Source organism: Dickeya chrysanthemi NCPPB 402 (assembly GCF_000406105.1).
GTDB lineage: Bacteria > Pseudomonadota > Gammaproteobacteria > Enterobacterales > Enterobacteriaceae > Dickeya > Dickeya chrysanthemi.
In genome coordinates this window covers 1,644,307-1,671,045 of sequence record NZ_CM001974.1, presented here as the reverse complement: position 1 = coordinate 1,671,045, position 26,739 = coordinate 1,644,307, and the positions used below count along the sequence as shown (strand labels likewise).

At 59.8% G+C, this 26,739-nt stretch carries 21 protein-coding genes and 1 pseudogene; 12 read left to right on the top strand and 10 right to left on the bottom strand.

Going from position 1 to position 26,739, the window contains the following annotated elements; genetic code table 11:
• The first annotated feature begins 136 nt into the window (after positions 1 to 136).
• The 3 genes from DCH402_RS07515 to DCH402_RS07505 all read left to right on the top strand — a co-directional run bounded on the left by DCH402_RS07515 (position 137) and on the right by DCH402_RS07505 (position 3,114).
• Positions 137 to 1,036, top strand: coding sequence for a LysR substrate-binding domain-containing protein (locus tag DCH402_RS07515; RefSeq protein ID WP_040000554.1), 900 nt, complete (start codon positions 137 to 139; stop codon positions 1,034 to 1,036).
• 172 nt (positions 1,037 to 1,208) lie between these two features.
• Positions 1,209 to 1,973 (top strand): CDP-diacylglycerol diphosphatase, encoded by a 765-nt coding sequence (locus DCH402_RS07510; RefSeq protein ID WP_040000553.1) that lies wholly within the window; start codon positions 1,209 to 1,211, stop codon positions 1,971 to 1,973.
• Positions 1,974 to 2,187: 214 nt separating this feature from the next.
• Positions 2,188 to 3,114 carry a LysR family transcriptional regulator gene (locus DCH402_RS07505; RefSeq protein WP_040000552.1) on the top strand — a complete coding sequence of 309 codons (927 nt, stop codon included), beginning with the start codon at positions 2,188 to 2,190 and terminating at the stop codon, positions 3,112 to 3,114.
• A 4-nt stretch (positions 3,115 to 3,118) separates the two neighbouring features.
• On the opposite strand, the pseudogene DCH402_RS07500 reads toward DCH402_RS07505, so the two are convergent.
• Positions 3,119 to 4,212, bottom strand: a pseudogene (locus DCH402_RS07500) (ABC transporter substrate-binding protein).
• A gap of 240 nt (positions 4,213 to 4,452) precedes the next feature.
• Between DCH402_RS07500 and DCH402_RS07495 the strand changes: the two are divergent.
• The 3 genes from DCH402_RS07495 to DCH402_RS07485 are packed head-to-tail and all read left to right on the top strand — an operon-like array spanning position 4,453 to position 8,681.
• Entirely contained in the window at positions 4,453 to 6,057 is a 1,605-nt protein-coding gene (locus DCH402_RS07495) for an ABC transporter permease (RefSeq protein ID WP_040000551.1), read from the top strand.
• Positions 6,054 to 6,857, top strand: coding sequence for an ABC transporter ATP-binding protein (locus tag DCH402_RS07490; RefSeq protein ID WP_040000550.1), 804 nt, complete (start codon positions 6,054 to 6,056; stop codon positions 6,855 to 6,857). The genes DCH402_RS07495 and DCH402_RS07490 overlap by 4 nt, the downstream gene beginning before the upstream one ends.
• A gap of 30 nt (positions 6,858 to 6,887) precedes the next feature.
• Positions 6,888 to 8,681 (top strand): aryl-sulfate sulfotransferase, encoded by a 1,794-nt coding sequence (locus DCH402_RS07485; protein ID WP_040000549.1) that lies wholly within the window; start codon positions 6,888 to 6,890, stop codon positions 8,679 to 8,681.
• 360 nt (positions 8,682 to 9,041) lie between these two features.
• Here the strand turns inward: DCH402_RS07485 and DCH402_RS07480 are convergent, their stop codons facing one another.
• The 5 genes from DCH402_RS07480 to DCH402_RS07460 form a co-directional block, all read right to left on the bottom strand.
• The gene (locus tag DCH402_RS07480; protein ID WP_233276331.1) at positions 9,042 to 9,344 is read right to left on the bottom strand and encodes a hypothetical protein; all 303 of its coding nucleotides are present in this window, start codon (positions 9,342 to 9,344) and stop codon (positions 9,042 to 9,044) included.
• Between the two features lie 319 nt (positions 9,345 to 9,663).
• On the bottom strand, positions 9,664 to 10,323 hold the full coding sequence (locus tag DCH402_RS07475) for a methionine ABC transporter permease (RefSeq protein ID WP_200864878.1): 660 nt from the start codon (positions 10,321 to 10,323) through the stop codon (positions 9,664 to 9,666).
• Positions 10,320 to 11,111: a methionine ABC transporter ATP-binding protein gene (locus tag DCH402_RS07470; protein WP_081642143.1), complete on the bottom strand. Its 792-nt coding sequence runs from the start codon at positions 11,109 to 11,111 to the stop codon at positions 10,320 to 10,322. The genes DCH402_RS07475 and DCH402_RS07470 overlap by 4 nt, the downstream gene beginning before the upstream one ends.
• A 3-nt stretch (positions 11,112 to 11,114) precedes the next feature.
• Positions 11,115 to 11,921 carry a MetQ/NlpA family ABC transporter substrate-binding protein gene (locus DCH402_RS07465; RefSeq protein WP_040000547.1) on the bottom strand — a complete coding sequence of 269 codons (807 nt, stop codon included), beginning with the start codon at positions 11,919 to 11,921 and terminating at the stop codon, positions 11,115 to 11,117.
• A 43-nt stretch (positions 11,922 to 11,964) separates the two neighbouring features.
• Positions 11,965 to 12,999 carry an isopenicillin N synthase family dioxygenase gene (locus tag DCH402_RS07460; protein WP_040000546.1) on the bottom strand — a complete coding sequence of 345 codons (1,035 nt, stop codon included), beginning with the start codon at positions 12,997 to 12,999 and terminating at the stop codon, positions 11,965 to 11,967.
• Between the two features lie 412 nt (positions 13,000 to 13,411).
• Here DCH402_RS07460 and DCH402_RS07455 point away from each other — a divergent pair, with 412 nt between their 5' ends.
• Both DCH402_RS07455 and DCH402_RS07450 read left to right on the top strand, forming a co-directional pair.
• Positions 13,412 to 14,182, top strand: coding sequence for a DUF2076 domain-containing protein (locus DCH402_RS07455; RefSeq protein WP_040000545.1), 771 nt, complete (start codon positions 13,412 to 13,414; stop codon positions 14,180 to 14,182).
• Between the two features lie 182 nt (positions 14,183 to 14,364).
• Positions 14,365 to 15,312, top strand: coding sequence for a LysR family transcriptional regulator (locus DCH402_RS07450; protein ID WP_040000544.1), 948 nt, complete (start codon positions 14,365 to 14,367; stop codon positions 15,310 to 15,312).
• Here the strand turns inward: DCH402_RS07450 and DCH402_RS07445 are convergent.
• The 4 genes from DCH402_RS07445 to DCH402_RS07430 form a co-directional block, all read right to left on the bottom strand.
• Positions 15,299 to 15,997 carry a DUF6250 domain-containing protein gene (locus DCH402_RS07445; protein ID WP_040000543.1) on the bottom strand — a complete coding sequence of 233 codons (699 nt, stop codon included), beginning with the start codon at positions 15,995 to 15,997 and terminating at the stop codon, positions 15,299 to 15,301. The genes DCH402_RS07450 and DCH402_RS07445 overlap by 14 nt on opposite strands.
• Before the next feature lie 79 nt (positions 15,998 to 16,076).
• Positions 16,077 to 18,854 (bottom strand): exo-rhamnogalacturonan lyase family protein, encoded by a 2,778-nt coding sequence (locus tag DCH402_RS07440; RefSeq protein WP_040000541.1) that lies wholly within the window; start codon positions 18,852 to 18,854, stop codon positions 16,077 to 16,079.
• A 10-nt stretch (positions 18,855 to 18,864) separates the two neighbouring features.
• Entirely contained in the window at positions 18,865 to 21,111 is a 2,247-nt protein-coding gene (locus DCH402_RS07435; RefSeq protein WP_233276330.1) for a TonB-dependent receptor, read from the bottom strand.
• Between the two features lie 149 nt (positions 21,112 to 21,260).
• Complete coding sequence (locus DCH402_RS07430) at positions 21,261 to 22,274, bottom strand: ABC transporter substrate-binding protein (protein WP_040003478.1); 1,014 nt, start codon at positions 22,272 to 22,274, stop codon at positions 21,261 to 21,263.
• A gap of 494 nt (positions 22,275 to 22,768) precedes the next feature.
• Between DCH402_RS07430 and DCH402_RS07425 the strand changes: the two genes are divergently transcribed.
• From DCH402_RS07425 to DCH402_RS07410, 4 genes are read left to right on the top strand one after another with little or no spacing between them, the layout of a single operon-like run.
• Positions 22,769 to 23,650, top strand: coding sequence for an energy transducer TonB (locus DCH402_RS07425; RefSeq protein ID WP_040000540.1), 882 nt, complete (start codon positions 22,769 to 22,771; stop codon positions 23,648 to 23,650).
• Positions 23,651 to 23,663: 13 nt separating this feature from the next.
• Complete coding sequence (locus tag DCH402_RS07420) at positions 23,664 to 24,362, top strand: MotA/TolQ/ExbB proton channel family protein (RefSeq protein ID WP_040000539.1); 699 nt, start codon at positions 23,664 to 23,666, stop codon at positions 24,360 to 24,362.
• Positions 24,363 to 24,364: 2 nt separating this feature from the next.
• The gene (locus DCH402_RS07415; protein WP_040000538.1) at positions 24,365 to 24,766 is read left to right on the top strand and encodes an ExbD/TolR family protein; all 402 of its coding nucleotides are present in this window, start codon (positions 24,365 to 24,367) and stop codon (positions 24,764 to 24,766) included.
• Positions 24,767 to 24,778: 12 nt separating this feature from the next.
• Complete coding sequence (locus DCH402_RS07410; RefSeq protein ID WP_050583275.1) at positions 24,779 to 26,365, top strand: ABC transporter permease; 1,587 nt, start codon at positions 24,779 to 24,781, stop codon at positions 26,363 to 26,365.
• The last annotated feature ends 374 nt before the right edge of the window (positions 26,366 to 26,739 follow it).

Below are 26,739 nucleotides of genomic sequence, written 5' to 3'. Positions count from 1 at the left end.
CATTCGGGCTTATCATGTTTTGTTCAAACCTATGACAAACTGTAACCTTATAGATGGAGTCTACGTGTTGGCTAGAATGATTAAAAATCGTATTTTGTACCGAATACATAAATAAACATTATGGTTGGTAACATCTATGAGCCGTATCAACTTAAGACAGGTTGAAGCATTCCATAAGGTGATTCTGACCGGCGGCATCACACAAGCCGCCAACATCATGAATATCACCCAACCGGCGGTCAGCCGGCTGATCAAGGATTTCGAGTACGCGGTTAAACTAAAACTGTTTGACAGGGATGGCCGGGGGCTGGAGCCGCGTGAAGAGGCGCTTAAGCTTTTTCGGGAAATCGAACGGTTATATCTGGGGCTCGATCACATTCTGCGGGTAGCGGACGATATTCGTCATGCCAAAGGCAGCGTGCTGCGCATCGGCGCGGTGTCCGCCCTCGCCAACCTCTGCACGGAACATATTTTCCCTTCGCTGCTGAAAAAATACCCGGATGTGGCGTTGTCGATGGATGTGGAAAGCACGCCGGCGATCACCGAGATGGTGCTCAGCAATCAATACGACATCGGGTTTATCAACAGCACGGCCGCCATTAAAGGATTGCAGGCCGACTTGCTGGGCGTCGCCCAGGCGGTCGCCGTCATCGCGCCGGGCCACCCGTTGGCGGAGCGCACCTGTATCACCCTCCAGGACCTGAACCACCACCGTGCGATTTTGCCTGGGCGCAAAACCGTGTTGCGGGAACAGTTGGCGCAGGCGATTGCCGCGCAGGACGTGGTACTGCAAAGCCCGATTGAAACCTCGCTGCGCCATGGTTGCGTTATGGCGGCCACCGGGCTGGGCGTGGGGATCGTCGATGCCATCACCGCCCGCACCAGCGAAGCCCGGTTGTTGATTAAGCCCTTCGAACCGAAGATCGACGTCGCCTATCTGGCGATTTTCCCCCCGCAACATGCGCGCAGCCTGCTGGTGGAAGAGGTCATCCAGGCTATCCGCGCGCTGATCGGCAATGGCGCATCGGCCGGGTAGCCCGGCTCAGGCGGTTGTCATCATCGCGCCATCTGCCCGCGGCACGATATGGCCTGTCTGCGCCCGCTTGTCGCGTCTCGTTATACGACGAATCAGCTTGCAACAAATAACCTTGCGACAATCGCCCGGCTATCAATAACCATACGGCAATAATCGTTTACGGAGCCGCGCCATGATCCGCCAAAAATACCTTATCGGTTTGATCGTTACGCTATTGCTGGTCACTCTGTTGCTCTATTTCTGGCAACCTTACGCCCGCCGCGGCAACGGCAACGCGCTGTGGGAGTTCGTCAGCCAGCAGTGCGTACCCAACCAGCAGAAAAATCACTCGCCCGCCCCTTGTCTGGACGTCAATCTGCAAGGCCACTACGCTTTGTTCAAAGACCGTCGCGGCCCGTATCACAATTTGCTGATCCCGACCGACCGCATCAGCGGTATTGAGAGCCCGGTGCTGCTGCAGCCGGGAACGCCCGCCTGGTTTGCCGCCGCCTGGAGCTACCGCGACCGGCTATCGAGCCAGATGGGCAAACCCATCAGCGACGATAAACTCGGGCTGGCGATCAACTCGCTGTATGGCCGCACGCAGGGCCAGTTGCATATCCATATTTCCTGCCTGAAACCCGAGGTTTACCAGACGCTGCGCGCCCAAAACACCCATCTCGGTTACGACTGGGTATCGCTCGGTCAGCCGTTGCTGGAACACGATTATCTGGCAACCAAGCTGAGCGGTAGCGACCTGACGCGGTCCGATCCGTTCAAACTGCTCAATCAGTATGTGCAAACGCGGGGGGATAAGATGGAAAACTACGGTCTGGCGTTGACCGCCAATCCCCAAGGCGAACTGATTCTGCTGGCGGTGCGGCGTGATTTTATCGGCCTGTTCAACCGTGGCTCGGCGGAGGAAATTCTGGATGTAAACTGCGCGCTGGCGCAGTAATCCCCGATGGCGGCGGCATCCGTGGCGAAGCCGCCCACGTCAGCACAGCGCTAAACGCCAGAAAACCTAAAAACCACGCATCGCGCCCTAATCAGTATATCGTCAATGCAACCTGACAACCGGTAACACGTTATAAGTTATGCGTTTTTGTTTATTGCGTTACCGATACTCATCAGCCCAAGCTGCCTGAAATATTTCCCCGAGCGAGGCCATCATGCATCTGGATTTACGGCAACTGCGCAATTTTCTGGCGCTGGCGGAACACCGCAGTTTTGTGCAGGCGGCACAAGCGGTTTGCCTGTCGCAATCCGCGTTCAGCCGCAGTATTCAGACGCTGGAGCAAACCCTCGGCCACCCGCTGGTGGATCGACACAGCAAGCAGTTTTCCCTCACCTGGCAGGGGAAAAAGCTGCTGCCTTTCGCCCAACGTATGCAAACCTTATCGTGGGAACTGATTCAGGACATGCGACAACTCGGCGAGGATGACGCCGGCGAGCTGACGTTTGGTTGCGGCCCGGCACCGGCGGCGGCGTTGATCCCGCGGGCGGTGTCCGCCTTCCATCTGTTGCGTCCACAGGCGCGCGTGACTTACTGCATTGATAACTGGCACGCGTTGCACCAGCGGCTACAGAGCGAAGAGTGGCCATTTTTTGTGGCCGACACCTGGCAGGCCGAGCTGGACCCGCAGTTACAGGTGCAGCCGCTCAACCCGCGCCGCTGTTTTTTCATCTGTCACCGCGATCATCCGCTGGCGCAACAGCCGCTGGTTACCCCCGACGACCTGCTGCGCTTCCCGCTTGCCTCCCCCTATTTGCCGGTCGGTATGCGCAAGGTACTGGCGGCGCTGACCGGCCGGCCGGACTACCGCCCGCAAATTCAGTGCGACCACATCTATTCGGTGTTCAGCGTGCTGCGCCACACCCAGGCCATCAGCTTTTCCAGCGAGGACGGATTTACGCTCGGCCGCGACAGCCATCAACTGGTGGAAATCGTTCTCGCCGAGCAACCACCGGAATGGGCGCAGATGCAGACCCGGTTCGGGGTTATCTCCAGCCTGCAAAAACCACTGCCGCCGCTGGCGCAACTGCTGATTGACGCCATTCTGGAACAGGACCGGCTGTACTCGCCCTCCGCCGTATAATGCGCTATTGCGGCTTGCCGCCGGCGTCATAGTCCGGCCACTGTTGCTCCAGCTTCAGCTCGGTCAATGCCTGATCGACGACGCGATTATCCAGCCACGCCTCCACCGAAAAAGCGGAGCGAATCAACCCGGCGGCCTGGGCGCGCTGCGCGCTGTCCTGCAGATTGCTGCGCAGGAACGGGTCCAGACGCGGCGACGTTTGCAGGTTGAGCGAATCCGGCCGGAACTGTTCTTCAAACAGCGCCGCCGGAATCTGGCTCTGGTCGGCCATCAGTTTGATATAGTCCGTCAGATGCGCCGGGTCGCTGGCCCACTGGGCTTCCTGCACCAGTACCGCTGCCAGTTGCCGGGTGACGTGTGGATAACGCTGGATAAAATCCTGCGTCGCCAGCACCACCGCCTGGGTGGTATTGGCCCAGCCCAGATCGCGGCTGGAGGTAATGATGCGAATACCCTGCGGGCGCAGCGCCAGCAATGACACGCCGCCCCACACCGCATCGATGCGCCGGGCCGCCAGCGCCGCTTTGCCGGCGGTCCAGTCTAGGTTGATGACCCGGATATCCCGTTCGTTTAGCCCGGCGCTGTTCAGCGCCCGTTCGAACGATAGCTGGTCGGCGGTGCCTTTGTAGACCGCCACCCTTTTGCCGCGCAGGTCTTCTATCCGCGTAATGCCGGACTCCGGCGTCGCCGCCAGATACGAACTGGAGCCGCGCGACCCCAGCAGCACTTGGGTAGGCAACCCGCCGGAACGACCGATAATCGCCGCAGGTCGCCGAGGTACGCCACATCCAGTTGCTGGTTGGCCAGCGCTTCGTTCACCGCCGGCCCCGCGCCTTTAAAGAATGACCAGCGTACCTTGATGCCCTGAGGCTCAAACGCCTGCTCAAGACTGTGGCGAATATAGGCCAGCCCCAACGGCCCGCCGATAAACGGCTTGCTGCCTGCACTCTGATCCGGCAGGCCGATGCGGATTTCCGCCGGCTTGTCCTCCTGCGCCCGTGCTGAATTCCCCAGCACCGCGACCGCCAACAGCACCAGCCCCGCGCCTTTTAACAGGCCGCGCCAGCCACGGTAACGATGTCTCTCTTGTTGTTGCATGATTTTCTCCACTGATTGCAGGCGCTAACAATGGCGAGAAACTAGCGAACGCGACCGGTGCGCCGTAAATAACATTTCCATGATTTCTCAGCAAAAAAAAGCATAAATCAGCGCCAATGCCGGTTAGCGGGTCATATGCATTTCTTGCACGCGCACTATCGGTTTATTGCATTGGCGCCGCACAAAAAAATCAGGTTTTTATAGCTTATCGATTCATTTTGTCTGAGTTTGCAAATAAAAATGAATAAGCCTTTGGTCATGCCTAAACCCTGGGCGGTAAAAAGCCTACCGTCGGCATACTCGCTTGCGTCGCGTCACACTCAGCGCATCGCCGCACCGGTGCTGCTGCCGTTGATCGTACTCTCGTTATGGACCCTCAGTAGCCAACGGGGATGGATGCCGCCGCAAATTCTGCCTGCCCCGTCGCAGGTTATGACAACCGCCCTTACCCTGTTGCAGGGCGATTTGCTCGGTCAGTTGTTGACTAGCCTGCATCGTCTGGTCAACGGGCTTGCCGCCGGCGTGCTGGCCGGAACGCTGCTGGGCGCGCTGATGGGCGCCTCGGTGCGGGCGGAACGGCTGCTGTATCCCACCATTTATGCGCTGGCCCAAATCCCCACGCTCGGGTGGATCCCTCTGTTTATGGTGCTGTTCGGCATCGACGACGGCCTCAAACTGGCGGTGCTGATCAAAGCGGTGATCGTACCGGTCACGCTGCATAGCCAGCGCGGGGTACGCGACGTTCCGCCTGCGTTGCTCGACGTGGCGCGCACCCTGCGCCTGCCGCGCCTGCCGCGCCTGACCCGGCTGATACTGCCTGCCGCATTGCCGGTGTGGTTTACCGGCTTGCGGCTGGCGCTGTCGCAGGCCTGGGTGTCGCTGATTGTGGTGGAACTGCTCGCCTCGTCGCAGGGCATCGGCTATCTGATGGTATGGGGACGTCAGCTATTCCAGTTGGATATCGTGTTGGTGTGCATCGCCGTTATCGGGCTGACCGGCCTGTTGATGGAATGGGGCATCAACCAGTTGGACCAACGGCTGATTGCCTGGCCGCATCCGCCGGTCGGCCGGCTGCGCGCCGCCCCCGCCGGCCAGTCCATCGGGCTGGTGATACCGCTGTTATTACTGGCGCTGTGGCAACTGACCAGCCACCACGGCTGGGTTGACGCGCTGCTGTTGCCGCCGCCCGGCGCGGTGCTTCGCGCTATCTGGCTGGGGGTGAGCGACGGTTCGCTGCCTGACGCCATGCGCCACAGCCTGTGGCGAGCGCTGGCGGGCGGTGCCCTTGGCATAAGCGCCGGTTTGCTGGCCGGTCTGGCGCTGGGGCTGAGCACGCGCGCCGAGGCCGTGTTTACCCCAACGCTGACGCTGCTGCGTCAGGTGGCGCTGTTCGCCTGGCTGCCGCTGATTACCGCCTGGGTCGGCAACGACGACGGCGGCAAGGTGACTTTCATCGCGCTGGTGGCGTTCTTTCCAATGCTGGTCGCCACTCATCGCGGCGTGCATCGGCGCTCCCTCGCCTTGCAGGAAGTGGCGCAAGTGCTGCGCCTGCCGTGGTTGCGCCGCCTGCGCTTACTGATCCTGCCCGGCGCGGCGCCCGCGCTGTTCACCGGATTACGACTGGCGATGATTTACGCCTGGCTCGGCGCTATCGGCGCGGAATATTTCATGTCGTCCGGCGCCGGTATCGGCAGCCTGATGATCAATGCCCAGCAATTGCTGGATATGCCCCTCATTCTCAGCGGCATGTTGCTGATCGGCGTCACCGGCACGCTGATCGACTCCCTCGGCCAACGGCTGGAACAGCGCATGACCCGCTGGCGCACCCCAGGAGACGCCTTATGACGCAACAGCACCCTCAACCGGTGGTCGTTTTTGACCGCCTGAAAAAACAGTTTCGCGTCGGCGGCAACCCGCTGACGGTTATCGATGACCTGTCGCTGGCGATTTACCCCGGCGAATTGGTGGCGATTGTCGGCAGCAGCGGCTGCGGCAAGTCCACGCTGCTGCGCTTGTTGGTCGGGCTGGATGACGACTATCAGGGCCGCATTCTGGTGGACGGCGAGCCGATTAGCGGCATCGGCGGCGAACGCGGCATCGTGTTTCAGGAGCCGCGGCTATTTCCGTGGCTGACGGTGCGCCAGAACATCGAACTGGGGCTGGCGAGCGAAAAGATTGACCGCCGCGAGCTCGCCCGCCGGGTCGATCACTTTATTCGGCTGGTACATCTGAACGACTTCGCCGACGCGCTGCCGACCCAGTTATCCGGCGGCATGGCGCAGCGAGTGGCGATCGCCCGCGGGCTGGTGGGTAACCCGCGCATTCTGATGCTCGACGAGCCGTTCGGCGCGCTGGACGCATTAACCCGGCAACAGATGCAGCAGGAACTGCGGCGGATTCATCAGGCAGAAGGCACCACCACCCTGCTGGTCACCCATGATGTGGAAGAAGCAGTCTATCTGGCCGACCGCGTGGTGGTGCTGGCGCCGCGCCCCGGCCGCCTGAAGCAGGTAGCCACAGTAACGCTGCCGCACCCGCGCCAGCGCGACAGCCAGGCTTTTCACCAGCAGTGCAGCGAACTGCTCGCGCTGCTGACTCACTCGGACGCCTCGGCCTTGCCCGACGCCACGCTTATCACTGACTAAATACTCATCACCGACTAAATGGAGTAGCACATGGGACACCCTTCCGTTTACCCGACCGGCACCACGATTTATCACCCGGATAAAGCCTGGGGCGGTTACACCGTCTTTCAGGCACTGGAAACCGGCGCAGTCTTGATCGACATGAACGGGGCGGCGCTGCGGCTATGGGAAGGTCTGCACGGTTTTCCCAACAAGATTCTGCCGGGCGGTTATATCCTCGGTCACAGCGGACAGCGCGACGCCCGCTACGGCATGCAGGACATGGTGGATGTGGTGCAACTGGACTGGGACGGCAACCGGGTCTGGCACTTCAACCGTTACGAGCACATCAGCGATCCGGATCTGCCGCCGGAGTGGATGGCGCGCGCCCACCACGATTATCAACGCAGCGGCAATCCGGTGGGGTATTACGCGCCGGGGCTGGAACCGCAGGCGCTCGGCGGCAATACGCTGATTCTGGCGCACCAGAACCTGCACAACCCGAAAATCAGCGACAAGTTGCTGCTCGACGACACCATCATTGAAGTGGACTGGCAGGGCAACATCCTGTGGGAATGGCGTTGCAGCGACCATTTCGACGAACTGGGCTTTGACGACGCCGCCAAAACCGCGCTGTACCGCAATCCCAACATGCGCAGCAGCAGCGGCGGCATGGGCGACTGGATGCACATCAACTCGATGTCCGCTCTCGGCCCCAACCCGTGGTTCGCTCAGGGCGATACCCGTTTCCATCCGGACAACATTATCTGGGATGCGCGCGAGTCCAACATCATCGCCATCATCGATAAGCAGAGCGGCAATATCGTGTGGCGGCTCGGCCCGGACTACAGCACGCCGGAACTGAAACACCTGGGCTGGATCATCGGCCAGCATCATGCGCACATGATCCCGGCCGGGTTGCCGGGCGCGGGCAATATTCTGCTGTTCGACAACGGCGGCTGGGCCGGTTACGGCGCGCCTAACCCGGCATCGGCCGACGGGGTGAAAAACGCCTGGCGCGACTACTCGCGGGTACTGGAAATTAATCCGGTGACGTTGGATATCGTCTGGCGCTATTCGCCGTACGAAGCCGGCATTCCGCACCCGACCGACGCGTTCCGGTTCTACAGCCCGTACATCAGCAATATTCAACGCCTGCCGAACGGCAACACGCTGATCAACGAAGGCGCCAACGGCCGCCTGTTCGAAGTGACCGCGGACCATGAAATAGTCTGGGAATACATCTCGCCGTTCTGGGGCAAAAGCGTCAATACCAACATGCTGTACCGCGCCTACCGGGTACCGTATGACTGGGTGCCGCAGTTGCCGCGCCCGCAGGAAACGCCGGTGCAGGCGCCGGACAACACCCGTCTGCGTCAACCCGGCGCGGCGCCGGCCGGCTTCGCCAGCGTTATTTCCGTCAGCGATACCCGGCCATACAAGCGCGGCGGCGATGCGCTGTGCGTCGCCACCGACAGCGAAGAACTGAAACGCAGCCCGAAGCTGTTCGCCGTCAACCGTCATCGCTTCACCGCCCTGTCGCTGACGCCGGATGAAACGCTGTCGCTGCCTGCCGGTAACCAGTTGCTGCTGGTGGGCGCGGAACGCTGCGTGCACTGTAAGAGCCTGTATCGCCAGTTGGAAACGGTCATCGCCGACGCCACATTCAGCGGGTTACCCAGCTACTATCTGGACGCCGACCATCACCTGACACAGGTCGCACAGCTACAGATACGCTCGCTGCCCACGCTATTGTGGCTGAAAGACGGTCAGGAACAGGCTCGGCTTACCGGCGCGCAAAGCACGGACGCGTTGCGCCAGTGGTTAGACGCCATCCCGCACTAATCGCTTCCACTTCCCGGTGTGATACTGACCGGGAAGTATCCCATCGGCAGACAGGACGATGAACGACGTGATAAGCATCAAGAAAGTATCCGCGATCTGGCTGTGGAAGTAATAAATCGGAGTAATAAGTCCCGGCCGGGCATCCTGTCTATTCTCTGCATCAGGCAAAAAACAGACGATGACCAGCCGGGGGAATAAGGGAGCCAGCCTGATAATACCGTTTCAGTGATGACCGACTCCCTTCAGTGGCTGGCGTAATGCTTTTGCTAATTAATAAAAACTATTCCGTTTTAGCGGGAGCCGACGTTATCGGCGTCGTTTCTTTTTTCTCGTCTGTGGTATTTTTCTTTTTCTCTGCGGTTATTTTATGTTCTGCTGTTTTTCTTTTCCTGTTTTTTCTGCCGCCGTCTTTTCTTTTTCCTCTGTCGTGACTTTTTTATGCATTACTTTTTTATCGCTATGCTTATTGAGCGATTTATCCGTAGCCGTTAGCGTCTTGTTGCTCGCCTCCTGACTCGCTGCTGTAGCGTCTGCGACGGGCGTGGCTTTCACTTCCGCGCTGGTGGCCGTTCCGGTTACCGGTTTGGCGCTCACTTCAGTGGATGCAGCGTGAGCGTAAGAAGCAGCCAGGATAACGCCTAAAAACAGAGGTTTCATATTCATTATGAATTTCCTTTAACAAGTCATTTGCGATTAACCGGAAATAACGTTTTATATTCTGGTTAATAACTGAAGCGTTCAGGTAACCGCCTCGTGAGTGATTAAAGCAAAGCTGGAAATAAAAAGAATATGGAATACTCCTAGAAATTACCCGACTCATCCGACCTGCTTATTTTATATTCTCCCCCTGCCAGGATAAATACCGTACGCTTTGTTTATTTTATTCAATGCCTTTCCCCACCGCAGTGGATAAACCAGGTGCTATGCCCAGGGTTATGCATAGCTAATCGATTGAACGCCAGCGATAGGGTGGATAAAAAGATTACCGTCGGTCAGCCAGCCGACGCACCAGCCGGTCACCCAGCGACTGCACCAGTTGCACCAACAGCACCAGCACGATCACCGTGCCCGCCATCACCTGCTGATTGAAACGTTGATAACCGTAGCGGATCGCCAGGTCTCCCAACCCACCGCCGCCAATCACCCCCGCCATTGACGAAAAACCGATTAGCATCACTACCGTCAGCGTGATGCCCGCCAGGATCGACGGCAGCGCTTCCGGCAGCAACGCCTTGGTGATCACATGCCAGACGGTGCCGCCCATCGACACAATCGCCTCTACCCGGCCGCTGTCCACCTCGGCCAGCGCGTTCTCCACAATGCGGGCGAAAAACGGAAACGCGCCGACGGTAATCGGCACTACCGCCGCCGTACTACCCAACGTGGTGCCGACCACCCAGCGGGTAAACGGAATCAAGGCTATCAGCAACACCACGAACGGCAGCGAACGCCCGACGTTGATTACGCCTCCCAGCACCGCGTTCACTCGCGGCAGCGGCAGGACACCGGACTGCCGACTGATAAACAGCAGTACACCGGTCGGCAACCCCACCAGCACGGTAAACAACGCCGCCAGCCCCACCATATACAGCGTTTCCAGCGTCGCGTTCAGCATCATCGGGAAAAAGTCTTCCCAGCTCAGGCGACTTTGCATAATTCTTCCTCCCCGATACCATGCCGCCGCAAAAACGCGCGCTCGGCGTCCAGATCCGGCAACAGCGCCTGTCGCAGGCGGGAAAGCGGGTCCGCCAGCAGCGTTCGCAGCGCGCCGCTTTCCGCCACTCGCCCCTGCTCCAGCAACGCAGCGTGATCACAAATGGCTTTGACCACCTCCAGCTCATGGGTAATCAGCACAATAGTCAGCCCCAGTTGCCGGTTGATGTCGGCCAGCAACGCCAGGATCGACGCGGTGGTTTCCGGGTCGAGCGCGCTGGTGGCCTCGTCGCACAGCAGATAACGCGGCTGAGCCGCCAGCGCGCGGGCGATGCCGACCCGCTGTTTCTGCCCGCCGGACAGCTGTGACGGATAGGCCAGCGCTTTGTCGCTCAAGTCGACTAACGCCAGCAATTCCGTTACGCGCGCTTCCCGTTCACGCCTGCCGACCCCGGCGATTTCCAGCGGCACCGCCACGTTATCCCGCACCGTGCGGGCGTGCAGCAGATTGAAATGCTGGAAAATCATGCCGGTTCGCTGCCGTTGCTGGCGCAACGCCCGCGGCGACAGACCGGCGATGTCGCAGTCATCCATCAGAATACGGCCCGCAGTGGGCCGCTCCAGCAGATTGAGACAGCGAATCAGCGTGCTCTTGCCGGCGCCGCTACGGCCGAGAATACCGTACACCGCCCCTGACGGGATGGTCAGCGACACGTTCTCCAGCGCAGGCTGCTCGCAGCCCGGATAACGTTTCCCCAGCCGTTCGATGCGAATCATGCGTTATTGCCCCGCCACCGCAATCACCGACCCTTTGTAGCGCTGGCCGATGAAGTCCGCGGTGGCTTTGGACTCCAGATCCTTCGCCAGTTGCTTGATGCGCGGATCGTTTTGCAACGCCGGCGTAGTCACCAGAATATTGGCGTATGGGTTATGGCTGGCGCTTTCCAGCCCCAGCGCATCGCGCGACGGCACCAACCCGGCCTCCAGCGCGTAGTTGCCGTTGATCACCGCCAGATCGACATCATCCAGCGAACGGGGGATCTGCGCCGCTTCAATCTCTTTGATCTTCAGTTTTTTCGGGTTGTCGGCAATGTCTTTCGGCGTCGCCTGATCTTTCGACGGGTCGTTATACCCCGCCTTGAGTTTGATCAGCCCCTGTCCTTGTAACAGGTACAGCGCACGGCTGAGGTTGGTGACGTTATTCGGCACCGCCACGGTGGCGTTCTCCTTCAGCTCGTGGAGCGATTGGTACTTGCGGGAATAAATCCCCAACGGCTCGATATGCACGGTAGCCGCCACCACGAATTGTTTACCCAGCGCTTTTTCCTGATCGCGCAGATAAGGCACGTGCTGGAAGTAGTTGGCGTCCACATCGCCGCTGGCCAGCAGTTCGTTGGCGTTCACGTTACCGCTCAGTTCCACCACCTTCAGCTTCAGCGACGGGTCGGTCTTTTGAATCTGCGCCAAAATTTCCGCATGCGGCACCGAGTCCGCCGCTACCCGCAAAGCATCGGCCGCCTGCGCCGAGACCGACAGCCCCATGGCCAACGCGATTGCCGTCAGAGTAAAAAAATTATGATTTTTCATTTTGTTATCCCTTGATGATTTTCATTTTTATCGCTAATCGAATTCAGGCGGTAACCGCCTGTTGCTGCGCTTGCAATACATCGCCGTAATAGCGCTTCGCCACGTCCGGATGGGAACGCAAACGCCCTTTCAGGTAGTTCCAGCCCACTTCACGCAGCAGTGGATTGTTCGGGTCGCTGGCCGGCCCGCGCGCCAGCTCCGCCAGCGCCAGCGACAGCGGAAACACCGGCACTACCGCATCCAGTTGCGCGCCGAGAAAGAACGCGATGGATAAGCGATCCTGACCAACCGGCGGCGACGTCACCCGGTGCACGGTGGCGCGCAGATAACCGTTTGTCGCCAGCTCCAGCAGTTCGCCGATATTGACCACAAACGACCCTGGCAGCGGGTGCGCGTCCACCCAGTGTTCCGGTTCGACTTCCACCTGCAAACCGGACTGCTTACCCTGCAACAACAGCGTCAGGAAACCGGAATCCTTATGCGCGCCGACGCCCTGCCGACCGTCCGCCGCCAACCGACCGGGATAGCGAATCAGCTTGATATGCTCGTTGGGTTTACTGCCGTACAGTGCGTCAAACGCGGTTACCGGCAATCCCAGCACTTCAGCGAAAGCACGCAACAAACGCAGCGAAATGCGGGTCAGGGTTTGCTGCCACTCCAGCAACGCGATTTTCAGTTGCGGCAACGACGCTGGCCACTGGTTCGGCCCCTGTAGTCGCCGCCAGGCCGGATCGCCGGATAACAGGCGCAGCGGCGGGCGTTCGGCCCCGATATCGAACTGCTCACGCCAGTCCGGCTCGCTGCGAGTACGCTCCGCGCCGGCAAGGGTGTAGCCACGAAAATGGGGAGAGTGAATCATCGCCACGCGTTGTTTTTCCGCGTCCGGCAGGGAGAAAAAAGCACGCGACAGCCGTTGAACGCGTTGTTGCAGTTCCGGGTCGACGCCGTGGTGAGTCAGATAGAAGAAGCCGGTTTCACGCGCAGCGTGATTCAGGTGGTGCAGGAAATCGGCGCGTTGCCGCGAATTTCCGTCAAGCAGAGAAAAATTGAGTACGGGTAAGTTTGCGGTATGGCTCATGGCGGACTCCAGTAATGAAATATATCAAGGTCATGACATTCAGCATGGAGTAACCGCAACAGGACTGATGGGACATGGTGATTCCTCGCGTCGATCATTCAGGAAACCGGCTCGTAAAACGAACCCAAAAGATGACGTCATCAGGCCATAACGGCGAAGACGTCTGAGGGATATTAATCACTCATTCCCGCCGCAGGTAAAATATCAATAGCGGCAAAGGTAAGACGGAAATTTGCAGAGCAACCGACGCAAATTTGCCGTAATTGGTAACAAATTTGTAAGCAGCTTTACCTGACAACCGTGTATTAGCCTGCCGGAACGCAGTAGGATGGCGGCGAAGGGTGTGACAAAACAGCCGCAGGGCCGGTCTGATTAGGCGGGCCCGCAATCCAATATCTCTTGAGGTAATCCTATGCAATCTGAAGAACAACGCCTTATTGATGGTCTGTTTAGCCGACTGAAAACAGCCGAGACCAACACAGGCCCTCGGGATCTCAAGGCAGAACAGCAAATCAACGAATACATCCGCCAGCAACCCGCCGCGCCTTACTACATGGCACAGGCGATGATTATTCAGGAAGCGGCGCTGAAACAGCTGGACCAACGGGTAAAAGAGCTGGAAGCGGAGATTAACCGGCTGAAACAAGACGCCGCCGCCCGCCCGCAACAAAGTAGCGGCGGTTTTCTGGCCGGTCTGTTCGGCGGCGGCAGTCGCAGTAGCGCGCCGCAACCGGTACAGCCGTCGCAACCGGCCGGTTATGGTCAACCCGCCGGCTATGGTCAGCCGATGGGGTATACGCCGCCGGCCGCCGGTTACGGCCAGCCGGCACCGGGCTCTGCCCAACCGGCGCCGTCCCGTGCGGGCGGTTTTCTGAGCGGCGCATTGCAGACCGCCGCCGGCGTGGCGGGCGGCGTGGTGCTGGCGGACATGCTGACCGGCATGTTCCACCGCTCGCAGCCGGAAGAAATCGTCAACATCATCAATGAAACGCCGATGCTTAACGAGAATCCGCTGGATAACGTCAACGATAGCTTCCGTGATTTCAGCGCAGATAATCTGGACACCTTCAACGGCGCTGCCAATAACAATCTCTGGAACAACGCCGGCAGCGAACCGCAGAGTAACGACTACGACGATTTCGCGGCCGATGATTCCTACGACGACGACGATTCTTACGTCTAATCCCACCCCCTCCTGCCGCCGGCAGGAGGGGGTGTTCATGCCCGCCCACCGTTTGCGACATATCGACATATAACAACCCGTAATATCGTCACCGTATTGGTTATTTGTTTCCGGGGACGTCAGGCTGCTAGCCTGATTAATCTGTCCGACTGCCAGAAGACACCGACTTTACCCTGAATGCTATGAACATCGACCTGCGTCAGTTACGCCATTTTATTGCGCTGATCGAGCACCGGAATTTCACTTCGGCGGCACAGGCCATGAATATTTCGCAATCCGCGTTCAGCCGCAGCATTCAGTCGCTGGAACAGAGTGTGGGCGCGCGGCTGATCGACCGTCACCATAACCTGGAACCCACCAAGAGAGGGCAGTTGGTACTGGAGCATGCCCGCCGTCTCACTCGCCACGCGCAGGATTTACTCAATGATATCGAGCAGTTCAGCGAAAAAGAGAGCGGCGAAGTGCATTTTGGTTGCGGCCCGGCGCCGGCAGCCTGGTTAATGCCTCAGGTGATCGGCGAATTCTCCCGACACTATCCGCGAGTGCGGTTAGTGTTCCGGGTCGACAACTGGCAAGCGCTTGGGCAACGCCTGATGGCGGAAGAGTTTGCCTTTATCGTTGCCGATACCCGCCATTTCGAACTGGATGCTCGTTACAACGTGCAGCCGCTGAGCCGGCACCGTTGGGGTTTCTGCTGCCGTCTGGGGCATCCGCTGGCCGCGTTTGATGAAATCAGCGTCGAACAGTTGTTCAGCTATCCGCTGGCGGCCACCGTACGCCCCCCCAACCTGCGTCAGGCATTGGTGCGGTTAAGCGGTCAGCAGGATATCCGCACCGGCATTGAATGCGAAAACGGCTACAGCCTGCTGGACGTGATCCGCCAGTCCGACGCCATCGGCACCACCAACCACCGCCACGGACCTTTGCAGCAACCGCCGCACGGCATTCACATGCTGAAAATCACCGGGCTGGATGACGACACCGACGAGTTTTACACCCATTACGGTATCGTCAGCCGTATCGACGCCCGCCCATCCTGGCTGTCGCAGCAGCTTATCGCCATGTTTTTGCAAGTGGATCAATCGCTGCATAACGATGTCGCCGACCTGTCCGGCTCTACAGCGGCGTAACGCTGAAATCGCTGATCGTTTGCCGTGAAAACACCATCCTCAGACCGAAATAGCCATTAGCAGGCGGCTCGGCATAATGGGCGCGGAAATAGAGTTGGTTATCGATAAGGAAGCGGGTTTCGGTGCTGTCCACCTCAATGGTGACCCGATAACGCCGCCCGGCGCGCAGCAGATGCGCTTCATCGGTAAACTCTCCCAGTAGTTGCCGCTCACCCTGCCCATTGTAGTAACGAAAACGGGTGGTGCTGTTCCAGTTACCGCCCATGCCAACGTAATACAGCGCCAGATTATCGTATTCACTCAATTCCCCATGACGAGTGAACAACGACGTGCGTGCCGGATCCCGCGCCGCCCAAAACTGATTGAGATCGGAAAGCCGATCGTTCGGTTGCCCTTGCAGCAGGACTTCGCGCAGATAACTAATGCGATAGCCGCCGGATAACGGCTGGTCGAGCCACACCGTCAGACCGGCGGCGGCATCCAGTGTCAGTGTATGTTCGTCAATACCGATATAGGTACGCGCCGGGTCTTCCTGCTCCACCCGCCAACGCAATGGTATCCCGTCAGCGGATTGCGACCATTGAAACGCAAACTGATGGGCGTCGCCTGCCGTGGCAGCGCTCACCGCCTGATCGGCGCGGCTTTCCATGACCGTGATCTGTGCGCTATAGCCTGTGTCCGTCATTGATGATGTCCTGATGATGTGTTGTTGAAGCCTGCTGCGGCAGGCGTAATTCTTCGTGCCGTCGTTATCGGGTTCGTCGTTATCTGAATGGCGTCTTGGGCGGTGCCTCCCCCGCCAGCGCCAGCATGGCGATGGCGGTCAGCCCCCACTGCGCCACCGCATTGGTAGACAGATTGGTGCCGATACTGCTGCCGGAACGTTGATCGATCGACGAGTCGATCGCCGCTTCTTTCACCGGATAAAGCACTGCGGGCGGCGTTATCAGCCGTACCCGCCGGTTGGGATGGGCAATGCCGCCTTCACCCTCGATAAACTCGCGCCAGGCGCGCCGGGTCAGCGCGTTATCGCGCTGATGCCAGCCGGCAAAGGCGGTTAGCCGGGCATGTCCCTGCACCAGATTGCGTTTTTTCACCGGCTGGCCGACAAACGCGCCCAGCGCCTTCGGGTCGTTGTACAGGCGGCAATAATCCAGCCAGACACGCTCGAACGCCGGGTCCGGCAGCACCTGCAACAGTTCGGCACACACCTCCGCCAACCCAAATACCGCGCTCAAATGCGAAATAAACAGTTGATCGGCCGCTGCCGGCCGAAATAGCCCGGTATCCGGGTCCATCTCCGCCAGCCCGGTAAAGAAACCGTGCGGCTGGGCGGCGATCGACTGCATACTATTGAGTAGACGATCGCGTATCGCGCCGTCATGTCGCCGTTCCCAGGCCGTCAGCCAGGCGGCTGCCACCGCGCCCCAGTCGGTGCCGAAATAGAGGCTGACCAGATGATCGTCGGCTGGCGGTTGTTGGCCGATCTTACGGCCCGGCATCACCCGTTGCAGGGTACGCAGCGCTTCCACCTGTTCATCCATCAACTCGCCGATGCGTTCATCGGCGGTCAGGTAATACAGAAAACGCCGGTTCGCCACGGTGGAGATACGCAACTGTTTGGCACTGTCGCCCCAGTGGCGCACGTTGTGACGGGATCCTAGCGGCTGGAAACGCCCGGCATGGTGTACGTCCACTTCACCGGTATGGCGAGTCATGGCTTCCGCCATACGGAACACGTCCGCCCGCCCGCTGCGCAGAAAGTAGTACCACAGCCACAGATCGGTGCTCAGCTCCGAGTTATCCCAGGCGTAACCCCCCACGTCATACCGCCAGACATGGCGATCGCCATCGTAGGTATGCATGACATCGCCAAAATCCCAGAAGCCGTACCACTTCCGCTGTTCCACTTCTTGTTGATAAAAATCGAAATACCACGCCAGTTGTGCATCCAGCGCCGATTGCGGCTGATGCCCCGATACGGCCGGCGACCATACCGGGCCGAACACGCCGGCGCGCTGTAAGTCGGTGCTGTCGGCCACCAGCAGCGGGGGTTGCTGATGACGGCGGGCAATCGCCAGCAGGGTCTCGCTGTCCGGCGTAGCCGGCAGCACATCAAGAAACAGTTCGCTGGTGCGGGCGACGCCCTCTGCGGTAGCGAATCCCGGCTCATAGTCCTCGTAGGTAATCTCCAGCGCTTCGCGCTGCTGTTCGAAACGCTCTTGCCCCATGCCGTCGTGGTAGAAGCGCATATCCATCGGCTCTGCGTACGGTGACCACAGCCACAGCGTTATCGTCGCCAGATCGGTATGCGCCTGCTGAATATCCAGACAGGCCGGATAGCTCTGCCAAAAATGACGGATGCCGAACGCCACCCCGCCGGCAGGCGAACCCAGATAGCCGGTGCCGGAAGCCCGTTGTCCGGTGGCGGACAACAGCCAGCCCTGCCCGGCGGCGGTGCGCTTGTGGATCTGGTAGCCGTCGGGATGATGCTGGGTCAGCCGGTAACTGCCGAATGCCGGAATGTAATCCAGCCGTGTGCCCACCGCCGGAGGAAACTGCGTGACCGGCGGCGTCGCCTTTCCCGCCAGTTGCGCCGCGATAACGGCGTCGCCCGGATCACGCCGCAGGCCGGTCAGGCCGCGCACCGCTTCCTGAAACAAGCCGCCCTGCGCCGAGGTGAATCGCACATGGCGATCATGCAGTTCGCCCTGCTGCGGCGCATCAAACGCCACCCCCAAACCTTTGATGAAGGTTTGCTGCGCATCGCCGTCGTAGATAATGGTGTGCAGCAAGCGCAGAGATGCCGAACCGGCATAAAAATAGAGCCGTACCACAAATGGCAGGCGCGTAATGCCATCCGACACGACATGGCGATGAGCGCCGCGCAGTGCGATGACCGCACGTTGCAGCCCGTTCTGCTCCAGCGTGACGTGCGTAGCCTGCCCCTGAAACCGCTCCACCGTCAGCGGCCCGTCCGCCTCTTCACCGGACTGAATCTGCAACACCAATCGACCGTTGCCGAGCGCCAGTCTGCCGTCCTGCCACAGTTCGCTGATCAACCGTTCGCCGTTTTTCGGCACCTGACAGCGCAATCGGCCGGTATCCACCACCCAGTGTTGCGCTGTTTCGGTGACGATGGCGCCGCCGGTTTCAGCAGCCGACGGCACCGGGCTCAGCGACAACCCATGACCGGGCGTGTGCTCAGCGCCAAGCGCATGAGCCGACCATTTCAGTGAACCATCCGGCCAGTAGGCCAGCGGCCAGCTCTGCAATGCGCGATCCGTCTGGCCGTCTTCGGCCAGCACGAATCCGCTGCCGGCAGGCACCCGCCCCGGCGGCCAGGGCACGCCCCAGGTCACGCCGCCGAAGCTGGCGGGCGCTTGCCGTTCAAGCCAGTTCAGCCGGACCGCCGGCGTAGTGTCGGCAACCGCACCGCCCCCCGGAGTACTCGCCAGCGCCCGGTTCCACAACGGCGCCGACAGCGCCAACAAGGCGCCGTCACGGATGAAGCGGCGGCGCGAGGTCTTATACAGTGGCATCGGCATCTCCTCAGAAGTCATAACCCAGTGTGATCCCCAGCGTGCGCGGTTCACCCAGTACGCCGTACGCCGACCCGTAATCGCCCGATTTAACGGTACGGTAGTAGGTCTTATCCAGCGCGTTGTTCAGCCATAAAGTAGCCCGCCAGGCGTGTCCGTCCTGTTTACCGCTCAAGCCAGTGGAAAGGTTGAGCACGCCGTAGGCCGGAATGCGGGTAAAGTCGGAATCGTCCACCGTGCCGTAGGCCCAACTGCGCCAGGACCAGCGCCCGGCCACAAACGCTTGCAGGTTATTGAAGGTTTGCCACTCATAGCGGATGCGGGCGTTGTAGGTCAGCTTCGGCGAACTGAACACCCGCTCGCCGCTCAGGTCACAGGAGGCGGGCGGGTTGGCCGCCAGCGTCACTTCCGGCGGGCATTTGGCGTTTTTGAAATCCAGATAACGGGCGTCCAGCAAGGTGCCGTTAACGCTCACCGTCAACCCCTCCACCGGGCGTAGCGCCAGTTGTGACTCCACACCGCGCGAGCGGAATTTTCCGGCGTTGACCAGATAGCTGCTCAGCGTTTCTTCGTCGTAGGCGGTAGTCTGGAAATCGCTGACTTCATTCCAGAACAATGCGGAGTTCCACTCCACCCGGCGTTGCAGCCAGTGGGTTTTCACCCCCAGTTCCGCGGCGCGGGTTTTTTCCGGTTTGATATACAGGCTATCGACGCCCGCCTGTTTCGCCGCCCCGGAGGAAATGTTGAGACCACCGGCTTTTTCACCGTAAGCCAACGTCAGGTATGGCGTCACATTCGGGGTGGCGTACCAGTTAAGGCTAACGGTAGCGGACGGCAGGTGATAACTCTGCGATAGATCGCCGGAGTTAAAATCGTTTTTGTTGATGCGGCGGAAGCTGCCGGTTTTCTTTTCGTAGGTTTCCCGCACACCGGTGGTCAGGTCGAAGCGGTCGCCCAAATGCCAGGTGCTGCGGGCGAAAGCCGAATACACCGAATCTTCCAGCGAGCCAAAGCGTTGTACGAATTTACCGGTGTTGCTGGTGTTGCCGTACCAGCGGGTGACACGCGCATTGTTGTAGTAATAGTCATGCCCGAAGGTATCCAGATTCTCGCCCCAATAATCCACCCCGAACGAATAATCCGCCAGACCGCCTTTGGGTGAATCGACCCAGAAGCGCTGCCCCCAGGTGCGGTCGCGGGCGTCCGCGCCGCTGTCCTGATACAGCGGAATGCTCAGGCCATCGGCAGTACCCGGCAGAAAACGGAAATAACGTAGCGATGACAGCGAATTCAGGGTATAGCCGTTGCGCAGCCGCCAGTTGGCTTCGACCGAGCCGCCGCCCTGCGCGACGCGGTTTTTGGTTTCGTCATCCAGCGCCACCTGACGGCCGTCCACCAGCCGCGCCCCAACCGCCGTCGCGCGGGTCCGGAACTGATCCACGCCGCCGACCGGGTGGCTCTCCACCAGCGACATCACCGGGTAGCTGGTGGCTTCGCTGTAATCGCCGATGATACGCAGGCTGAAGCCATCATCCGGCTGGTACAGCAACTGACCGCGTACGCCGTTGCTGTTGCTGCCGCCCAGTTGATGACCATTTTGTACGTTGTAGACGTAGCCGCCTTTTTCGGTATGCGACAGGTTGATGCGCCCGGCCCAGTTGTCACTGAGCGCACCGGATGCCATCAGTTTGGACTGAACGTAACCACGCTGGCCGAACGACTGTTCCAGCGACACTTCCGGCTTGAACGTCGGCCTGCGGCTACGGATATCCACCGCACCGCCGGTGGTGTTAAAGCCATACAGCGTGCCCTGCGGCCCTTTCAACACGCTAACCGCATCAATATCCAGCAGGTCGTTGGACAACATACCGGGGCGGGACAGGTACACCCCATCCAGAAACAGCCCGACGCTGCTTGGCATCCCGATGTTGATTTCGCTGCCGCCGCCGTCGCCGATGCCGCGAATAGTCACCCGGGTATCCAGCGCATCCGCCGCGGCGATATCCACCCCGGTCACCGCCTGCGACAGATCTTCAAAGCGGTAGAGCCGATCCTGCTCCAGCTCCTTGCCGTCCACCACCGACGCCAGGCTGGTTTGCTGCTGCGCCTGCCGGCGTTGCGCGTTCACCTGTACCCGTTTAAGACGTACCGCCTGCGCGGGCGCCGTCGCGGCTTCGGAATTCGTTGCAGCGTTCGGCGCCGTAACGGCGTTAGTCGGCGTCGCCGGCGTATCAGCCGCCTGCACCGGTCCTTGCATCGCCAGCACACCGCCAAGCACGACCGGGTATCGCCAGGAAATCGTTTTTTATTACCCATATCCACCCCAGTTTTAAAATACAGCTACCCTTGCCGCGCCAGCGCGACAATAAATAAAGCAGAGAAGAAAAATAATGAATGGAACGCCCATCAGCGCTGATGGTTTAAATATTTCCCATCAAACCACTCCTCTACTGAAAAAGATTTACGGATTAATTTCGCCTCATAAGCCAGCGCAACAGATTGCTTGAGAATAGCGATAAACGCGGGGTCCAGATCCGGTGATAATAATTGGGATAACGGCGGCATACCGTCCAAATCTTCGCGCAGCAATCTTTCCGGATAACCCGATTGCGTCGCTAGCAGTTGAATATAATTATCCCGATTAGCCGGCTGACTGGCCCATGCGGACGCCTCTTTTTGCACCTTGATAATACGCATCAGCACATCCGGATTCCGGCGAGCGAATTGACCATCGACCAGAATCAAGCCGGTCAGTTGCCCCGCGCCTTGCAAATCACGGGTGGATACCGCGATATCCGCCAGTCCTTTATCGCGCAACGCCAACGCGTTGCTGCCTCCCCAGGTGGCATCAATCTGACCGGCGGCCAGCGCGGCGCTGGCGGCGGCGAAATCCAGATTGATGATTTTCATGTCCGTCTCGCTCAACCCACGGGAATGCAGCGCAGTGACGAACGACAATTCCGCCGCAGTACCACGAAACAGCCCTACCCGCTTACCTTTCAGATCCTCCAGCCGGTGAATGGACGAACCTCGGGATACCGCCAGATAGTGATTGACCCCGCGCGCCGCCGCGCCAATCACCACCGAATCCAGCCCGCGTGAACGACCGATGATACTGGCCAGATCGCCCAGATACGCCATGTCTATCTGATGGTTGGCGAAACCTTCGTTAATCACCGGCCCGGCGCCTTTGATAAACAGCCAACGAACGCTAATGCCGTCGCGGGCGAACTCCCGCTCCAGCCGTTTCTGGCTGAAAATCAGATCCACCAATCCACCGCCGCTCGGTTGAGAACCGGCGCCGATATCCGACACCGCGATGCGGATCTCGGTGGCGCCCACCGCCTGCGCACTCATGTGCCAGAGTGTGGTTAAAGCCAGCAGGCCGGACAATAACCAGTACTTTCCTGTTTGCGTCATATTTCTCCCCGCGTAAAACATCATCTGTGCATCCTGTTGTTGTGTTTGCTGTTGTTGTGTTTGCTTCGGCAACATTTAAAGGGTGGAAAATAAACTGGCTAATATAAAAATGTCATTTGTATTTTTATGAATTAACTAAAACAGGAAACACCGGCGTTGCCCGTCTCATGCAGCCAACGCAAAAAAACTATGCTGATGATGCATTAGCCTTTTTTTCCCACCGGCGATTAGGGTAAATACCACCAGAGCGGGGAAATAAATAACGGCTGACGCCGCAGGAATTCCATCAGGCTCAACAGATAAAAGACGGCATATTGATATCGAGATATGGCATTTGACATCAAAAGCAAATGATTAAGAATCGACAACACCGTTATTTATATTTCCTGGTTAATCGTTATTTGTGGTCCGGTCTTTTCACCAACAACCGATCCAACAGGCGCGCAGCCATACAAATACTCACTGCGCCGGCCTTATCGAGGAGTAACGCCATTATGACTTATCCCCTGTACGCCGGGGCTGCCGGTGTCGACTGGCCGGACACATCGGACGGCAACACGCCCCTCCGACCGGCTACCGCCCGCGCAATTGCGCCGGCCTGGCCGGTCGCCTTATCCGGGCGACGGTCGGAAAGGTGGCTCACCCTGACGCTGGCGCTGGTACTGCACGCCGCGGTGCTGGTGCCGCTGGCGTTGCGACCGTCGGCGCCGACGCGGGTGCCGCCGCGCCCGCTGCCGGTCACCATCGAATTCGCCGCCGCGCCGGCTGAGGCTACGCCAGTTGAAGCTACGCCGTCCCAAACAATATTGTCCCAAACCATGCCGCCGGAACCGACGCCGGTGGCCGAGAGCACGCCGGACGAACCGCCACCCACCGTCGAACCGCTGGTGGATGAGCAGGCGCTAACGCCGCCGCCGGTTCCGCAACCCACGCGCGTTAATGAAACCACGGCGGTGAAGACGCCAAAACCGGTCAAACCGATAGCGAAAAAACCGGCGACGCCGCGCCAGCCGGCAGCGCCTGCGCCGCAGAGCGCGCCCGTCAATACCGCCGCGACCGCCCCCACTGCAACGCCGGCGGCGACTGCACCTGTAACGCCGCCTTCCGCCAACGCCGCTTATCTGCACAACCCGCCACCCGCTTACCCGGATGTGGCGATCAACCGCGGCTGGGAAGGCACGGTGTTGCTCAATGTCCAGGTGCGGCCGGACGGCAAGGTGCAAACCATTCGTCTGCAACGTTCCAGCGGATACCCGACGCTGGACGACGCCGCCCGCGAGGCGGTACTGCACTGGTCGTTCGTACCGGCCCGCCGGGGCGACCAGCCGGAAAGCGGCTGGGTCGTAGTTCCCGTCGATTTCACCCTTAACTCATAGAGGCATCCCTATTATGACGCTCGACCACATCACTCTGCTGTCCCCGGAAGGGGGCGTGATCCTGTTGCTACTGTTTTTCTCGCTCGTCACCTGGTCCATCGGGTTGCTCAAGCTGGTGCAGTACGCCCGCCAGCGGCGGCGTAATCAGCAGTTCCGCCAGTTGTTCTGGCAACAGGAGAACATCGACGCCGCGCTACGCGATGTCGCCCATCCCGGCGCACTGGCGAATCTGGCGCGCGCCACACAACTGACGCTGGAACGGGTGAAAGACCGCATCACACCGATTGCCCACCTGCAGGATCGGGTCGAACGCGCCTTGCAGCAGCAAATCCAGCGCGAGCGCCGCGCTCTGGAAACCGGCCTGGCGTTGCTGGCCAGCATCGGCACTACGTCGCCGTTCATCGGTTTGTTCGGTACGGTGTGGGGCATCATGGCGGCGCTGCAGACGATAGGCCAGTCGGGCTCCGCCGGTCTGGATACCGTTGCCGGTCCCATCGGCAATGCGCTGATCGCCACCGGCATCGGTATCGCGGTGGCCGTGCCTGCCGTGCTGATTTACAACTATTTTCTACGCCGGCTGAAGCTGGAAGTCGCCGATATGGACGACTTTGCCCATGACATTTACAGCGTGGCGCAAGCGCAGGAATTCCGTCTTGCCCCGGAGCAACCGACCGCGCCTTATGCGGTGCAAACGATCCGCGAGGTGGTGTAATCATGGCGTTTGCTTCCCGCGACAATGACGAGGTGATGAGTGAGATGAACATCACTCCGCTGGTGGACGTGATGCTGGTGCTGCTGGTGGTATTTATCGTCACCGCACCGATGCTGACCAACAGCATCCCGATTCGCCTGCCCAAAACGGCGGCGGTGGCGCCGGCCGACTCGCCGCGCCCGCTGGTGATAAGCCTGGATGCATCGCAGCAGTTGTTTATCGACAAGGAAGCCCTGCCCCGCACAGCGCTGACGGCGCGCCTGCAACAGGCCAAAGCCGCCAACCCGGATCTGGTGGTACAGGTACAGGCGGAAGACACCGCCAACTATGGCGCGGTGGCCGCGCTGCTGGCCGATCTGGAAAAAGCGGGCATCACCCGTTTGTCGTTGCTAACCCGCAAGTGAGCACCGCGCACCATGATAATGTCGACGATGCCCAAACTGACGCAGAACCTGCTGCGACCGTGGCCTTCCGCCCACCTGTCGGCGGTATGCAGCGCACTGCTGATGCCGCTGCTGCTGCTGTGCGTCTGGTGGCTCGCCAGCCACTACGATTGGATGTCGGAACAGATTCTGCCTTCCCCGGCGACGGTAGCGGACAGCGCCTACGACTTCATCCCGCAGGAATTAGCTCCCCAGTTGCAGGTTAGCCTTGTTCGGCTGGCAGTCGGACTGACGGGCGGCATCGCGCTGGGACTGACGCTCGGTGTGCTATTCGGCCTGAGCCACACGCTGGACCGCCTGTGTATGCCGTTATTCAACGTGCTGGCGCAAATCCCGACGCTGGCCTGGATCCCCCTGCTGATGCTGGCGCTGGGCATTGGCGAAGCGCTGAAGCTGGTGGTGCTGATCAAAGCGGTGACCGTGCCGGTCACGCTGTGCACCTGTGCCGGCATACGCCAGATGCCGCAGATACTCTACGAGATGGCGCGCACGCTACGCCTGCCCTGGCCGACCCGGCTGCGTCGGCTGGTGATCCCCGCGATGCTGCCGTATGTGATGACCGGCACCCGACTGGCGTTCTCACAAGGTTGGGTATCGCTGATCGCGGTGGAACTGCTGGCATCCAGCGAAGGGCTGGGTTATCTGATGGTGCAGAGCCGCCAGCTGTTTATGCTGGACCTGGTGTTGGTATGCATTCTGGCGATCGGCGCTTTCGGTCTGGCAGGCGAACAGATGCTGCAACGGTTGGAGCGGCGTTGGATTTTCTGGCCTGCGCCGGTGCCGAGTCACGATAACCCGATGCCGCACGCCGCCTGGCACGCGCTGGCGGGTTGGATTCTGCCTGTGCTGCTGTGCCTGTTCTGGCAGTTTGTCGCGCACCGGCACTGGGTGCATACCGCGTTTCTGCCGGCCCCCCATGAGGTGATGACCACCCTGCTGGCCGGGTTGAGCAACGGAGAACTGACCTCAGCACTCGGTGCCAGTCTGTCCCGTACGCTGGCAGGCTTCGCGCCAGGAGCAAGCCTGGGTTGCCTGCTAGGCTATCTGCTGGGCCGCTGTCGCCTTGCCGATCGTCTGTTAACGCCGCTACTGGCCGCGCTACGCAGCGTGGCGCTCTTTGCCTGGCTACCGCTACTCACCGCCTGGTTCGGGTTGGAGGAGAGTGTCAAGGTTGTCTTCATCGCACTGGCGGCGTTTTTCCCCACGCTGCTGGCAAGCTATCAGGGCGCTCGCCATCTGCCCCCGTCGCTGCTGGAAACCGCACGCGTATTGCGTCTCAACGCACGGCAGCGGTTTCGGCGGCTGACGTTGCCCGCGATGCTGCCGACGCTATTCTCCGGCATTCGGTTATCGCTGATGCACGCCTGGGTCGGCGCCATCGGTGCGGAATACTTCATCGCCACCGGCAGCGGTGTTGGCAGCATGATGATCCGCGCTCAGCAACTGTTTCAGTCGGAACGCGTAATCGCCGGCGTAGTACTGATAGCATTCATCAGCACGCTGTTTTATCGGCTTATCACGCTGGCAGAGCGTCGCCTGACCGCCTGGCGTTTCCACTGACACCCCACCGTCCGCGGCGACACAACCTGCCGGACAATGGACGGTGGGCACTTTATCGCCAAATTCCCGCCTTCTCTCCAGCGTTTTTATGCCTGTTTTTATCCTGTCGGCTTCTTGCCCGTAACGAATTGACAGAAATAGAATAAAAGAGAAACAGAGCTAAACAGACTTTTTTAATATCATTTATATCTATACCCTGAATCATTGGCGTAACGAGGCAACGGGCGAATCGGGTCAATGCCGCACCTGTCGGCGTTTGAGCAAAACACGTGTTGAATCGTGTTACTGCCGGCAGCCGTTGAAACAAGGGTCCACATTGGCGACCCCGTCGGCAAGACGAGGGATCGATAACTTGAAGTATGATGGGTATAACA